Genomic DNA, 14,272 nt, shown 5'->3' with positions numbered 1-14,272 from the left:
AAACGACGGCCCTCATATTATGCAAGTATTTTCTTGCATAATCCCCCCCCCGTCCGGTTAGCGCAATAAAGACCCTGCGCTCAGGTCAGCGGCGCTGCGGTCACTCGCTGTACGTTTTGGTGCTGTACAGGCTGAAGGGCAGCAGGTTCAGTACCGGCAGGCCGGATACCGGGTCCTTGGCCTGCTTGTCGATATAGCTTTGCAGCACGTCGGCATCCAGCACGCCGATGTCCTGACGCCGCGCGGCGGGGACGTTGGCCAGGGTTTTGTAGCCGTCGCCGCCCGTGGCGTTGAAGCTCAGCACGAACAGCTTGTAGGTGCGCGCCGCGTCCAGCGGCAACCAGTTGCCGCTGGCGGCGTCCCGCACTTCGATGTTCGTCACGCGGCTGCCCTGGGCCTGCGCCGCGTTCACGTCCCAGCGCAACCCGCCGGCATACGGGTACGGGCCGGTGGAACCGCCCGGGCCGTAGACGGCCTGCATGCCGTCTTCCAGCATGCTCTTGACCTCGGTGCCCGTGACCTCCAGGCGCCAGAGCATGTTGCCGAACGGCACCACTTCGATGACGTTGGCGGCCGTCACGTTGCCCAGCAAGGGCACGCGTACGCCGCCGCCGCTTTGCAACGAGATATCGGCGCCGCCGTAATTGGCGTTGGCGACCTCCAGATAGGCTTGCGCCACCAGCTGCTGGATGTCGCCGCCGCGCAGGCTGACGCTGCCCAGCGTGTTGCATGCGGCGCTGGAGCGACCGTAGTCGCGCGAGCCCGGACCGCCCGGCACCCGGCGCGAGCACAGTTCCTGCGGCACCGAGGCCACCAGGCTGGCGCTGAAGGCGTCGACGCGGGCCTTGAACGGCTGCAACACAGTCGTGGCCTGCGCGTCGGGTTGCTGGATGCGCAGGAAGCCGCTGGCCGCCACGTCGGCCAGGATGGCGGCGTTGTCGGCGGGGGCGGGCGCAGCGCCGGCCACCGTGAACGCGTCGCCCATCAGCACGTGCGGCGTGCCGGCGCAGGCCGTGACGTCGCCGTTGGCGTCGAAGCTGACCTTCAGTTCGCCGACCACTTGCGAATATTCCCAGGCCTGCACCAGGCACACGCGCTTGCCGTCCTTGTTCTGGAGCACGGTGGGGTAGGCGCCCGCCGGCGAACCCACGCCGTAAGCCGTCATCGCGTCCGGGCCCAGCAACGTGTGGGAGTCACCGCCCACCACCACGTCCACGCCGCTCAGATTGGGGATGATCTGCTTGTCATAGCCGTAGCCGACGTGGCTCATCACCACGATCTTGTTCACGCCCTTGGCGCGCAGTTCGTCGATCTGCACCTGCGCCGCCGCCGTTTCATCCGAGAACAGCGTGCCGACGTCCGGGCTGGACGATTGCTGCGTCTTGTTGGCGATCGTCAGGCCGACGATGCCGATCGGCTGGCCGTCGCGCTGCAGCACGATGGAAGGCTTGACCAGGCCGGGCGCCCGCGACGGATTCAGCGCCGACGCGGCGGCGAACGTGACGTTGGCGCTGAGCAGCGGCGTCTGGCAGGCGCCGGCATGCAACAGGTCGATGAAGCGCTTCAAACCGCTGTCGCCCTTGTCGAACTCATGGTTGCCGAGCGTCATCGCGTCAAAGCACACCGTGTTCATCATGGCCGCGTCGGCCTCGCCGGCTTCGCCTGCGCGGTTGAAGTACAGCGTGCCGGTATTGGCGTCGCCCGCGTGCAGTTTCAGCACGTTGGCCGACTGCGCGGACAGCGCGTTGAAGGCGCCCGTCACGCGCGGAAATCCGCCGACTTCCACGTTCACGGCCACCGCCGCGCCGGCGGCGTTCTTGAGCTTCAGGTCTTTCTTCTTGCTGTCCAGGTTGGAATGGTGATCGTTGATGTGCAGGATCGTCAGTTCCATCGGCCGGCTGGCGGCGGGCTGCTCGGGCGCGGGCTGTTCCGGCGCCGGGCTGGACGTCTCGTCGTCGTCGTCATCGCTGCCGCCGCAACCGGCCAGCAACAGGGCGCTCAGCATCGCGGCGCCTGCATTCCTCTTCCACGTAATCATTCGTGTGATCCCTCGTTATTGGAAGGGCGAATGGTTGCGGCCGAAGATGACGTCAAGATGAATGACAGGGTTGTCATGCGCGGGCGTCGCGCTGTCTTGTCCGTGTCACAAAAAAACAGGCCCGGCGCATCGCGCCGGGCCTGTCGGGTGCCGCCTGTGGGAAGGCGGGCTTAGAAGTGGATCACGGTGCGGATCGACTTGCCTTCATGCATCAGGTCGAACGCCTCGTTGATGCGCTCCAGCGGCAGCGTATGCGTCACGAACGGGTCCAGGTCGATCTTGCCGCTCATGGCGTCTTCCACCATGCCCGGCAGTTGCGTGCGGCCCTTGACGCCGCCAAAGGCGGAGCCACGCCAGACGCGGCCGGTAACCAGCTGGAACGGACGCGTGCTGATTTCCTGACCGGCGCCGGCCACGCCGATGATGATGCTCTCGCCCCAGCCCTTGTGGCAGCATTCCAGCGCGGCGCGCATCACGTGCACGTTGCCGATGCACTCGAACGAGAAATCCACGCCGCCGTCCGTGAGTTCGACGATGACATCCTGGATGGGCTTGTCGTAGTCCTTGGGGTTGATGCAGTCAGTGGCGCCCATGGCGCTTGCCAGCACGAACTTGTTCGGGTTGGTGTCCACGGCGATGATGCGGCCGGCCTTGGCTTGCACCGCGCCCTGGATCACGGCCAGGCCGATGCCGCCCAGACCGAACACGGCGACGGTATCGCCCTCTTTGACCTTCGCGGTGTTGTGCACGGCGCCCAGGCCGGTCGTCACGCCGCAGCCCAGCAGGCAGACCTTTTCGTGCGGCGCGGCCGGGTTGATCTTGGCCAGCGAGATTTCGTTCACGACGGAGTATTCGCTGAACGTCGAGCAGCCCATGTAATGGTAGAGCGGCTTGCCTTCGTAGCTGAAGCGCGAGGTGCCGTCGGGCATGACGCCCTTGCCCTGCGTGGCGCGCACTTTCTGGCACAGGTTGGTCTTGCCGGACAGGCAGAACTTGCACTCGCGGCATTCGGCCGTGTAGAGCGGGATGACGTGGTCGCCCGGCTTCAGGGACGTGACGCCCTCGCCGACTTCCACGACGATGCCGGCGCCTTCATGGCCCAGCACGGCGGGAAACAGGCCTTCGGGGTCGTCGCCGCTCAGGGTGAAGGCGTCGGTGTGGCAGACGCCGGTGTGCGTGATCTGCACCAGCACTTCGCCGCGTTGGGGCGGCGCGACGTCGATTTCAACGATTTCCAGCGGTTTGCCGGGTCCGAATGCGACTGCTGCGCGTGATTTCATAGCGTTACTCCACGAATGTCGGGCTTATTTCAAATAGGAACGGACGATGCGCATCAGCTGATCGACCTCGGCTTCGGCATCGATCGCGGCGTCTTGCGGCCCGCCCTGGGCGGATTGCAGGAAGGTTTCCCGGAGATGGCTTTCCAGCACTTCGGCCATCAGGCCGGTGGCGGCGCCGCGCAACGCGGCCAGCTGCTGCAGCAGGGCCCCGCACTCCGTGCCAGCGTTTACCGCGCGTTCCAATGCTAACGCCTGCCCCTGGATGCGGCGCAGGCGGGTGACGACACGCTTTTTCTCTTCCGGCGAATGCGGCACGGCAGGCTCCGAAAACGATACAGGGGGGGAGTATAAGGAATCCGACGCCGTCCGTCCACTGCCGGGGCGCTGCCCCGGGTGCTTCTGGGATGGGGCGACAGGCTCGTCGCCCCATCCCGACGCGCGGCCGGGCCGCAGGACATCTGTACCTGTCTATACTTGACGCTGACCGATTGACACCGCCTTGCAGCGCACAACAGGAATTCCCGTGGCCGCTTCCCCTCCCAGATTACCCGCCCAGGCCAATGCCCTTCCCGCCCCGCTTTATGCGCAGGTCAAGCAGATGATCGCGCAACAGATACGCAGCGGCGCATGGCCGGCGCACTACCGCGTTCCGTCGGAAAGCGAACTGGTCGATGAACTGGGATTCAGCCGCATGACGATCAACCGCGCGCTGCGGGAACTGACGTCGGAAGGGCTGCTGGTGCGCATGCAGGGCGTGGGCACGTTCGTGGCGCAACCCAAGGCGCGGTCAGCGCTGTTTGCCGTCAACAACATTGCCGACGAGATCGCCGCGCGCAACCACCGGCACCATAGCCGCGTGGTGCGCCTGGCCGAAGAGCCGGCGGGCGCCGAGCAGGCGCAGGCGCTGGAGATCCGCGCGGGGCAGCCGGTCTACCACTCGGTCATCGTGCACTACGAAGACGACATTCCGATCCAGCTGGAAGACCGCTATGTGAATGTGCGCCTGGCGCCCGACTATCTGAAGCAGGATTTCACGCAAAGCACGCCGTATGAATACCTGACGCGCGTGGCGCCGCTGAGCGAGGGCGAACACGTCGTCGAGGCCATTCTGGCCAAGCCTCGCGAGTGCCAGCTGCTGCAGATCGAGCGCGACGAACCGTGCCTGCTGATCAGCCGCCGCACCTGGTCTGGCGACCGCGCAGTTACCCTGGCCCGTCTGATCCACCCCGGGTCGCGTCACCGTCTGGAAGGCAAGTTTTCGTCATGATGCCACCCGAAATTCGTCTCTACCGCGCCGCCGATTACCCGCGCATGCCGTGGCGCAATGGCGCAGGCACCACGCAGGAAGTGGCCTGCAACCCGGGTGGCAGCACCGCCGCCTTCGACTGGCGCCTGTCCATTGCCGATGTGGCGCAGGATGGCGGGTTTTCGGCGTTTACCGGGTATCAACGCATCATCACCGTGCTGGAAGGCGCGGGCATTCAGCTGACCGTGAACGGATGCGAGCAAGCTCCGCTGACGCCGCGTCGGGCCTATGCGTTCGCGGGCGAGGCCGAGGTGTGGTGCCGCCTGATTGACGGCCCGATCCGGGACTTCAATCTGTTCTATTCGCCGGCGCGCTGGCATGCCCGTCTGCAATGGGTGACGGGCGCCGGTCCCTGGACCTTCCATAGCGCTGCGCGCAGCGTGCTGGTGCTGAACGCAGGCGACGCGATGTCGGTGCGCGTCGATGCCGCGGCGCACACGCTGCCGTCGCGTTACGACTGCCTGCATGTCGAAAGGCAGGAGGGCTTGGCCGAATACCGGCTGGAAGGCGCCGCCGCGCTGGACGCCTGCGTGATCGAACTGCTGCCGCGCGCCGCCTGACCCCGCGCAAGCTGCTTTACGCCGCCGTCGGGCGGCATTTTTTTGCGCACGCAAGGTGCAGGGCGCGTGCCCCAACGCGCGTCGCCGCTAGGGAAATCCCTGATCCAAATAGCAGTCTTACTATCTTGTATATACAAGCATAGGCGTCCTATGATGCAGGCAACCGGCGCGCAGGCAATGGGCGCGCGAATGAACTGATCAAGGAGAGCCTCTTGGACCAATCGAACCGATACCGCGATGTCGTCATCCGCGCCCCGCGCGGCAATAAGCTGACGGCCAAGAGCTGGCTGACCGAAGCGCCCTTGCGCATGCTGATGAACAACCTGGACCCCGACGTCGCCGAGAACCCGAAGGAACTGGTGGTCTACGGCGGCATCGGCCGCGCGGCGCGCAATTGGGACTGCTACGACAAGATCGTTGAATCGCTCACGAACCTGAACGACGACGAGACCCTGCTGGTGCAATCGGGCAAGCCGGTCGGCGTTTTCAAGACTCACGCCAACGCGCCGCGCGTGCTGATCGCCAACTCGAACCTGGTGCCGCACTGGGCCACCTGGGAACATTTCAACGAGCTGGATGCCAAGGGTCTTGCCATGTATGGCCAGATGACGGCCGGCAGCTGGATCTACATCGGCAGCCAGGGCATTGTGCAAGGCACCTACGAGACCTTCGTCGAGGCCGGCCGCCAGCACTACGGCGGCAACCTGGCGGGCCGCTGGGTGCTGACCGCCGGACTGGGCGGCATGGGGGGCGCGCAGCCGCTGGCCGCCACGCTGGCGGGCGCCTGCTCGCTGAACATCGAATGCCAGCAGACCAGCATCGATTTCCGCCTGCGCACCCGCTACGTCGACGAACAGGCCGAAGACCTGGACGACGCGCTGGCACGCATCGCCCGCTACACAAAGGAAGGCCGCGCGGTCTCCATCGCCCTGTGCGGCAACGCCGCCGAGATTCTTCCCGAAATGGTGCGCCGCGGCGTGCGCCCCGACATGGTCACCGACCAGACCAGCGCGCACGATCCGCTGAACGGCTACCTGCCTGCGGGCTGGACATGGCAAGACTACCGCGAGCGCGCCAGGCGCGAGCCGGCCGCCGTCATCAAGGCCGCCAAGCAATCGATGGCCGTGCACGTGCAAGCCATGCTTGCATTCCAGCGCCAGGGCGTGCCCACCTTCGACTACGGCAACAACATCCGCCAGATGGCCAAGGAAGAAGGCGTGGCGGATGCGTTCGATTTCCCCGGCTTCGTGCCGGCCTACATCCGCCCGCTGTTCTGCCGCGGCGTCGGCCCGTTCCGTTGGGCCGCGCTGTCAGGCGATCCCCAAGACATCTACAAGACCGACGCCAAGGTCCGCGAACTGATCCCGGACGACGCGCACCTGCACCATTGGTTGAGCATGGCGCGCGAACGCATCAGCTTCCAGGGCTTGCCGGCGCGCATCTGCTGGGTGGGCCTGGGCCAACGCGCCAAGCTGGGCCTGGCATTCAATGAAATGGTCCGTTCCGGCGAACTGTCCGCGCCTATCGTCATTGGCCGCGACCACCTGGACTCGGGTTCGGTCGCCAGCCCCAACCGCGAAACCGAATCCATGCGCGACGGGTCGGACGCCGTGTCGGACTGGCCGTTGCTGAACGCGCTGCTGAACACCGCCAGCGGCGCGACGTGGGTGTCGCTGCACCATGGCGGCGGCGTGGGCATGGGCTTCTCGCAGCACGCCGGCATGGTCATCGTGTGCGACGGCACGGACGAGGCCGCCGAACGCATCGCCCGCGTACTGGCCAATGATCCCGGCACGGGCGTGATGCGTCACGCCGATGCCGGCTACGACATCGCGATCGATTGCGCGCGCGAGCAAGGCCTGAACCTGCCGATGGTCACTGGCAACCGCTAAGCCGGCATCCCGCCGCAACCCTAATCCCGCGGGCGCCGCGACCGGCAACGGGCGGTCTTCCCGCATCCCACGAGGCAATGCGATGGCAGAGGACAGCGAAGCGGTACAGGCGCCGTTGATCGAGCGGCGCTCCATTGATTACATCCCGGAGTCCGAGCGGCACGGCAAGCTCTACAGCCAGTTCACGCTTTGGATGGGCGCCAACCTGCAGATCACCGCCATCGTCACGGGGGCGTTGGCCGTGGTGCTGGGCGGCGACGTGTTCTGGTCGTTGATCGGGCTCTTCATCGGGCAGGTGCTGGGCGGCGGCGTCATGGCGTTGCATGCCGCGCAGGGGCCCAAGCTGGGGTTGCCGCAGATGATCTCCAGCCGGGTGCAGTTCGGCGTCTACGGCGCGGCGATCCCCATCGTGCTGGTGTGCCTGATGTACCTGGGCTTCACGGCCACGGGTACCGTGCTGTCCGGGCAGGCGCTGGGCCAGCTGTTCGGTGTCAGCGACACCACGGGGATCCTGATCTTCGCGGCGGTGATCATCGCGGCCACCTTGTTCGGCTACCGGGTCATCCACATCATCGGGCGCATCGCGACCGTCCTTGGCATCGTCGCGTTCGTCTACCTGTTCAGCCGCGTGATGGCTTTGGGCGACGTGGGCCAGTTGCTGCAGATCCGGCATTTCAGCTGGAGCTCGTTCCTGCTGGCGGTATCGCTGGCGGCGTCCTGGCAGATCGCCTACGGCCCCTATGTGGCGGACTATTCGCGCTATCTGCCCAGCGCCACGTCGTCCACGAAGACGTTCCTGGCGGTGGGGCTGGGGTCGGTGGTGGGGGCGCAGATCGCGATGGTGCTGGGCGTGCTGGCCGCCGCGATGGCCGCGGGCCAGTTCGCCGGGCGCGAAGTTGCCTACATCGTGGGCCTGGGCGGCACGGGCACGATGGCGGCGCTGCTGTACTTCAGCATCGCCTTCGGCAAGATCACGATTTCCACGCTGAATTCCTATGGCAGCTTCATGTGCATCGCCACGATCGTCAGCGGCGTCAAGGGCCAGGTCCAGATTACGCGCCGCCAGCGGGCGGTTGCCGTGGTGCTGATCGTGGCGGCCGCCACCGCCGTGGCGCTGATCGGCCAGCATTCGTTCCTGAATGCGTTCAAGTCGTTCATCCTGTTTTTGCTGGCGTTCTTCGTGCCCTGGAGCGCGGTCAACCTGGTGGATTACTACTTCGTGAACCGCGGGCAGTACGACGTGGCCGCGCTGTCGGATCCGAACGGGCGCTACGGGCGCTGGAACCTGCCCGGCATCCTGGTCTACGCCTTCGGCGTGCTGGTGCAGATGCCGTTCATCTCGACCAAGCTCTATACGGGCCCGATGGTCGAACGGCTGGGCGGCGTGGACATCTCGTGGATCATCGGCCTGATCGTGCCCAGCATCCTTTACTACCTGTTCGCGCGCCGCGACGCGCGGCCCGTTCATCACGACCCGGCGGAAAAGCCGGCGTGACCATGAAATTGCATGATGCCGGCAACCGGCACAGGAGACCCAGAATGGATTTGCATTTGAAACCCGGCCATTTGACGTTGTCGGATCTGCGGCGCGTGTACCAGCAGCCGGTCCGCGTGACGCTGGATCCCGGCGCGGGTGACGCCATCGACGCCAGCGTGGCAACCGTCGAGCGCATCATCGCCGAAGGCCGCACCGTCTATGGCATCAACACGGGTTTCGGGCTGCTGGCATCCACCAAGATTGCCCGCGAAGACCTGCAGGCGCTGCAAAGCTCGCTGGTGCGCTCGCACGCCGCCGGCGTGGGTGAAGCGCTGGACGACGCCATGGTTCGCCTGATCATGGTGCTGAAGATCAACAGCCTGGCCCGAGGCTACTCCGGCATCCGCCGCCACGTGATCGACAGTCTGATCGCGCTGGTGAACGCCGAGGTCTATCCGCACATTCCCCTGAAGGGCTCGGTGGGCGCCTCTGGCGACCTGGCGCCGCTGGCGCACATGTCGATGGTGTTGCTGGGCGAAAGCCGCGCCCGTCATCAGGGGCAATGGCTGCCGGCGCACGATGCACTTGCCCGCGCGGGCCTGGCGCCGCTTACGCTGGCGGCCAAGGAAGGCCTGGCGTTGCTGAACGGTACGCAGGTGTCCACCGCGTATGCCTTGCGCGGCCTGTTCGAGGCCGAGGACATGATGGCCGCGGGTCTCGTGTGCGGCAGCCTCAGCGTGGAAGCGATGCTGGGCTCGCGCGTGCCGTTCGACGCCCGCATCCATGCGGCGCGCGGCCAGCTCGGGCAGATCGACGTGGCGGCCGTCTATCGCGGGTTGCTGGACAGTGACAGCGAGGTCGGTCATTCGCACGTGGATTGCGAAAAGGTGCAGGACCCCTATTCCCTGCGCTGCCAACCTCAGGTGATGGGCGCATGCCTGACACAGATCCGCCATGCCGCGCAGGTGCTGCAGATCGAATCCAACGCGGTGTCCGACAACCCGCTGGTGTTCGTGGATCAGGGCGACGTGATCTCGGGCGGCAACTTCCATGCCGAACCCGTGGCGATGGTGGCCGATAACCTGGCGCTGGCGCTAGCTGAAATCGGCGCGCTGTCGGAACGGCGCATCGCGCTGATGATGGACAAGCACATGTCGCAACTGCCGCCGTTCCTGGTGGCGAAGGGCGGCGTGAACTCGGGCTTCATGATCGCCCAGGTGACGGCGGCGGCGCTGGCCAGCGACAACAAGGCGCTGGCGCATCCCGCCAGCGTGGACAGCATGCCCACGTCCGCCAACCAGGAAGACCACGTGTCCATGGCGCCCAACGCGGGCAAGCGGCTCTGGGCCATGGCCGAAAACGTGCGCGACATCCTGGCGATCGAATGGCTGGGCGCCTGCCAGGGCCTGGATTTCCGGGAAGGCCTGAAGACGTCGCCGCAGCTTGAGCAGGCGCGCCGCGCCTTGCGCGAACAGGTGCCGCACTACGAAGAAGACCGCTTCTTCGCGCCGGACATCGCCGCCGCCAGCGGCCTGATCGCCGCGCAGGTCCTGAACGGCCTGATGCCGGCAGGCCTGCTGCCCAGCCTTTAAATCCGATACCGCGGCCCCGAGAGGGGCCGCATTGATTTCACGCCTGATGACAGCGCCCGCAGATGGCGCGCGCCGGGCGGTTGACGGTGCTCGCCTATTACAAGTGCATGGAGACAGGAATGCAGGCAACAACACAGGCAACAACACAGGCAACAGCGCAGGATCTGAAACGCGGGCTCACTGCCCGGCACATACGCTTCATGGCCCTGGGGTCCGCCATCGGGACCGGGCTGTTCTACGGGTCGGCCAAGGCCATCCAGGAGGCCGGGCCTTCGGTGCTGCTGGCCTACCTGATCGCGGGCGCCGCCGTCTACATGGTGATGCGCGCGTTGGGCGAAATGGCCGTGCACAACCCGGTGTCGGGATCATTCGGGCAGTACGCCACCAGCTACCTCGGGCCGGTCGCGGGCTTTCTGACCGGCTGGACATACGCCTTCGAGATGATCATCGTCTGCCTGGCCGACATCACGGCCTTCGGGCTGTACATGGGCTTTTGGTATCCCGACGTGCCGCGCTGGATCTGGGTGCTGTCCATCGTGTGCTTCATCGGCGCGATCAACCTGTGTTCGGTCAAGGTGTTCGGCGAACTGGAGTTCTGGCTGTCGCTGTTGAAGGTGGGCGCCATCATCGCGATGATCGCGGGCGGGCTGGGCATCATGCTGTTCGGCTTCGGGCTGAACGCGGACAGCGCGGCGACCGGCGTGCATAACCTGTGGGCGCACGGCGGTTTCATGCCGAACGGCGTGGGCGGACTGATCGCGTCGCTGGCGGTGGTGGTCTTCGCGTTCGGCGGCATCGAGATCATCGGCATCACCGCGGGCGAGGCCAAGGACCCGGGCCGCACGCTGCCGCGCGCCATCAACGCGGTGCCCCTGCGCATCCTGCTGTTCTACGTGCTGACGCTGTTCGTGCTGATGTCCATCTTCCCGTGGACGCAGATCGGCAGCAAAGGCAGTCCCTTCGTGCAGATCTTCGACAGCCTGGGCATCAGCTCGGCGGCCACGATCCTCAACATCGTGGTGATCTCCGCAGCCGTGTCGGCGATCAATAGCGACATCTTTGGCGCGGGCCGCATGCTGTATGGCATGGCGCAGCAGGGCCAGGCGCCGCGCGGCTTCGGCGCGGTGTCGCGTCACGGCGTGCCGTGGATGACCGTCGTCGTGATGTCGGCGGCGCTGCTGCTGGGCGTCGTGCTGAATTACCTGATCCCCGAAGGCGTGTTCGTGCTGATCGCCTCGATCGCCACCTTTGCCACGGTCTGGGTCTGGCTGATGATCCTGTTGTCGCAAGTGGCGATGCGGCGCAAGATGAGTCCGGAAGCGGTTGCGGCGTTGAAATTCCCGGTGCCGTTCTGGCCCGTGGGGCCGATCGCGGCGATCGCGTTCATGCTGTTCGTGTTTGGCGTGCTGGGCTATTTCCCCCGGACGCAGGCGGCGCTGGCCGTGGGCGTGGTGTGGATTGCGCTGCTGTGCGTGGCGTACCGCATGTGGGTGCATCCCAACCTTCCCGCTGGCGGCATTCCGGCGCCGGTGGCGCAGGGTTCGGATTGATGGACGATTTTCAGGAGAAAGGGATGAGACAGGTCTGGCGCAATTGCCACGCCGCCACGATGGTGGATGGCGTCTATTCGGCGATCCCGCACGCCGCCATCGTGACGCTCGCCGACCGCATCGAATGGATCGGCCCCGAAACGGACTTGCCTGCCGTCGACGCCGCGCAGGTGCATGACCTGGGCGGCACGTGGGTCACGCCGGGGCTGATCGATTGCCACACGCACCTGGTGTTCGGCGGCAACCGCAGCCTGGAGTTCGAGCAGCGCTTGCAAGGCGTGGACTACGCCACGATCGCGGCACAGGGCGGCGGTATCGCCAGTACCGTGCGCGCCACGCGCGCCGCCTCGGAAGATGCGCTGTACGTCAGCGCGCGTCAGCGCGCCTTGCACCTGCTGCGCGATGGCGTCACCACGCTGGAGGTCAAATCGGGCTATGGCCTGGACTTGCCCAACGAACGCAAGATGCTGCGGGTGGCGCGGCGCCTGGGCCAGACGCTGCCGCTGACGGTGCAGGCCACGTGCCTGGCCGCGCACGCCGTGCCGCCGGAATATGCCGGGCGCGCCGACGACTACATCGACGAAGTGGCGCGCCGCATGCTTCCCGTGCTGGCCGCGGAAGGCCTGGTCGACGCGGTCGACGCGTTCTGCGAGCACCTGGCGTTTTCGACGGAACAGGTCGAACGCGTGTTCAAGGCCGCGGCGCATCTGAATCTGCCGGTCAAGCTGCATGCCGAGCAATTGTCGTCCTTGCATGGGGCGACGCTGGCGGCGCGTTATGGCGCCCTGTCGGCCGACCATCTGGAATACCTGACGGAAAGCGATGTGGTGGCGATGGCGGCCGCCGGCACCGTGGCGGTGCTGTTGCCGGGCGCCTTCTACGCCTTGCGTGAAACGCAGCTGCCGCCGCTGGACCTGCTGCGCCGGCACGGCGTGCCCATCGCCATTTCAAGCGATCTGAATCCGGGCACGTCGCCCGTACTGTCGTTGCGGCTGATGCTGGGCATGGCCTGCACGCTGTTCCGGATGACGCCCGAAGAGGCGTTGGCCGGCGTTACCACCCACGCGGCCCGCGCCTTGGGGTTGCAGGCCACCCACGGCGTGCTGGCCCCGGGCAAGATCGCCGACTTCGTGGCGTGGAATGTTGCCCATCCGTCCGAACTGGCCTATTGGATCGGCGGCGATCTTCCCAAGCGCATCATTCGGCACGGCGGCGTGGTGGACGTGGCGGCCCTGCACTGATCGCCCGCCATGGCCCAGCCTGGCCACGGCTGCGGCAAATTCGGACCAACAGGCGTCCGATCCGGACCTGATGCGCCAGCGCCGTGCCGGGGGCCGGCGTGGTGTTCTACGATGTGGCGGGAAGGCGCTCGATGGCGGGCGCGCATGGCCAAAGCGTAGAGGAAAACGTATGCGGATCTGCATGATGGAAGGGCCCGTGGACCTGGCGCCGGAAGGCGCGACCTGGGAGGGCATCGCCGACCGCATCGGCGAACTGGCGCCCGACTTGCTGGTCACCAACGAGATGCCGTTCGGCCCCTGGCTGGCGGCGCGACCCGCGTATGATCCGGCGCTGGCCGCCGAGTCGGTGCGGCTGCACGAGGCCGGCTTGCGCGCGTTGGCGGCGCTGGAACTGCCCGCCGTCGTGTCGTCGCGCCCGGTGCCGGCCGGCGGCCGCCTGGCCAACGAAGCTTTCGCCTTGCAGGGCGGGCGCTACACCCCGCTGCATCACAAGCAGATGTTCCCTGAAGAGCCGGGCTTCTTCGAGGCCACCTGGTTCCAGCCCGCGATGCAGGGCTTCGAGGTTTTCGAGGTGGGCGGCATCCGCCTTGGCGTGCAACTGTGCACCGAGCTCATGTTCAATGAACGCGCGCGCCGTTACGGGCGGGACGGGGCCGAGCTGATCGTGGTGCCGCGCGCAAGCGGCGCATCCGTCGGCCGCTGGCTGACGGCGGGCGCGATGGCGGCGCTGGTGTCCGGCTGCTACGTGGTCAGTTCCAACCGGGCGGGCCGCACGGCCGACGGGCAGGTGTTCGGCGGCCGCGCGTTCGCGTTCCAGCCCGACGGCGAGCCGCTGGCCCAGACCACCGACAGCGAATCGATCGTGGTGGTCGACGTGGATCCGGCCCGCTCCCGGGCGCAGCAGTCGCGATACCCCTGCTACGTGCGGGAGTGATGCCGGGCTTGAGCGGCGCGGCGCCGACGCCCCGCTCAAGCCGCTATCGCGACGCCCCGCGGGTCCCGGATCCGCGCGGGCAACCGGAACGCGCTGACCGCCTCTTGCAGCCGTTGCGCCTGGGTCTCCAACGAGGACGCCGCCGCGGCGGCTTCTTCAACCAGCGCCGCGTTCTGCTGCGTCACCTGGTCCATCTGGTTCACTGCCGTGTTCACCTGATCGATGCCGGTCACCTGTTCACGCGAGGCCGTCGCGATGTCGCTGACCAGCAGCGTCAGGCGTTCGACGGTTGCCAGGATCTCTTCCATGCTGCGGCCGGCCGTCTCGACCTGGGCGGCGCCGGCCTGCACCGTGGCGCCGGACTCGTTAAGCAACTGTTTGATCTCCTTGGCGGGGGGGGGG

General features: G+C 66.7%; 12 protein-coding genes. 8 read left to right on the top strand and 4 right to left on the bottom strand.

The features are described 5' to 3' along the window. Window positions 1–100 precede the first annotated feature (100 nt). From ACE039_RS12585 to ACE039_RS12575, 3 genes are all read right to left on the bottom strand, one after another. Entirely contained in the window at window positions 101–2,038 is a 1,938-nt protein-coding gene (locus tag ACE039_RS12585) for a bifunctional metallophosphatase/5'-nucleotidase (RefSeq protein WP_485822513.1), read from the bottom strand. 170 nt (window positions 2,039–2,208) lie between these two features. Next, complete coding sequence (locus ACE039_RS12580) at window positions 2,209–3,318, bottom strand: S-(hydroxymethyl)glutathione dehydrogenase/class III alcohol dehydrogenase (protein ID WP_100853426.1); 1,110 nt, start codon at window positions 3,316–3,318, stop codon at window positions 2,209–2,211. 24 nt (window positions 3,319–3,342) lie between these two features. After that, window positions 3,343–3,633, bottom strand: a complete 291-nt coding sequence (locus tag ACE039_RS12575; protein ID WP_105558960.1) for a metal/formaldehyde-sensitive transcriptional repressor — start codon at window positions 3,631–3,633, stop codon at window positions 3,343–3,345. A 208-nt stretch (window positions 3,634–3,841) separates the two neighbouring features. On the opposite strand from ACE039_RS12575, the gene hutC reads away from it, so the two are divergent. The 8 genes from hutC to ACE039_RS12535 all read left to right on the top strand — a co-directional run bounded on the left by hutC (window position 3,842) and on the right by ACE039_RS12535 (window position 13,870). Continuing rightward, window positions 3,842–4,585 (top strand): histidine utilization transcriptional repressor HutC, encoded by a 744-nt coding sequence (hutC, locus tag ACE039_RS12570; RefSeq protein ID WP_448709709.1) that lies wholly within the window; start codon window positions 3,842–3,844, stop codon window positions 4,583–4,585. After that, window positions 4,582–5,184, top strand: a complete 603-nt coding sequence (locus tag ACE039_RS12565; protein WP_485822512.1) for a HutD/Ves family protein — start codon at window positions 4,582–4,584, stop codon at window positions 5,182–5,184. The genes hutC and ACE039_RS12565 overlap by 4 nt, the downstream gene beginning before the upstream one ends. Window positions 5,185–5,396: 212 nt before the next feature. Beyond that, complete coding sequence (gene hutU, locus ACE039_RS12560) at window positions 5,397–7,076, top strand: urocanate hydratase (RefSeq protein WP_448709711.1); 1,680 nt, start codon at window positions 5,397–5,399, stop codon at window positions 7,074–7,076. Between the two features lie 82 nt (window positions 7,077–7,158). Then, entirely contained in the window at window positions 7,159–8,571 is a 1,413-nt protein-coding gene (locus tag ACE039_RS12555; RefSeq protein WP_448709712.1) for a purine-cytosine permease family protein, read from the top strand. A gap of 44 nt (window positions 8,572–8,615) precedes the next feature. Next, complete coding sequence (gene hutH, locus ACE039_RS12550) at window positions 8,616–10,145, top strand: histidine ammonia-lyase (protein ID WP_448709713.1); 1,530 nt, start codon at window positions 8,616–8,618, stop codon at window positions 10,143–10,145. Window positions 10,146–10,345: 200 nt separating this feature from the next. Beyond that, window positions 10,346–11,695: an amino acid permease gene (locus ACE039_RS12545; protein WP_485822511.1), complete on the top strand. Its 1,350-nt coding sequence runs from the start codon at window positions 10,346–10,348 to the stop codon at window positions 11,693–11,695. A 23-nt stretch (window positions 11,696–11,718) separates the two neighbouring features. Then, complete coding sequence (gene hutI / locus ACE039_RS12540) at window positions 11,719–12,936, top strand: imidazolonepropionase (RefSeq protein ID WP_485822510.1); 1,218 nt, start codon at window positions 11,719–11,721, stop codon at window positions 12,934–12,936. A gap of 181 nt (window positions 12,937–13,117) precedes the next feature. Continuing rightward, the gene (locus ACE039_RS12535) at window positions 13,118–13,870 is read left to right on the top strand and encodes a carbon-nitrogen hydrolase family protein (RefSeq protein ID WP_485822509.1); all 753 of its coding nucleotides are present in this window, start codon (window positions 13,118–13,120) and stop codon (window positions 13,868–13,870) included. 35 nt (window positions 13,871–13,905) lie between these two features. On the opposite strand, the gene ACE039_RS12530 is transcribed toward ACE039_RS12535, so the two are convergent. Beyond that, window positions 13,906–14,272: methyl-accepting chemotaxis protein (locus ACE039_RS12530; protein WP_485822508.1), on the bottom strand; the 367-nt coding region annotated here is incomplete at its 5' end.

It is taken from the genome of Achromobacter maghribensis (assembly GCF_057334215.1).
The sequence above is the reverse complement of the archived record's forward strand: the minus strand, read 5'-3'. Positions and strand labels throughout refer to the sequence as shown.

Coding starts and splice junctions, on each gene's coding strand:
- ACE039_RS12585 (WP_485822513.1), bottom strand. CDS start 2,038: ATGATTACGTGGAAGAGGAATGCAGGCGCCGCGATGCTGAGCGCCCTG.
- ACE039_RS12580 (WP_100853426.1), bottom strand. CDS start 3,318: ATGAAATCACGCGCAGCAGTCGCATTCGGACCCGGCAAACCGCTGGAA.
- ACE039_RS12565 (WP_485822512.1), top strand. CDS start 4,582: ATGATGCCACCCGAAATTCGTCTCTACCGCGCCGCCGATTACCCGCGC.
- ACE039_RS12555 (WP_448709712.1), top strand. CDS start 7,159: ATGGCAGAGGACAGCGAAGCGGTACAGGCGCCGTTGATCGAGCGGCGC.
- hutH (WP_448709713.1), top strand. CDS start 8,616: ATGGATTTGCATTTGAAACCCGGCCATTTGACGTTGTCGGATCTGCGG.
- ACE039_RS12545 (WP_485822511.1), top strand. CDS start 10,346: ATGGCCCTGGGGTCCGCCATCGGGACCGGGCTGTTCTACGGGTCGGCC.
- hutI (WP_485822510.1), top strand. CDS start 11,719: ATGAGACAGGTCTGGCGCAATTGCCACGCCGCCACGATGGTGGATGGC.
- ACE039_RS12535 (WP_485822509.1), top strand. CDS start 13,118: ATGATGGAAGGGCCCGTGGACCTGGCGCCGGAAGGCGCGACCTGGGAG.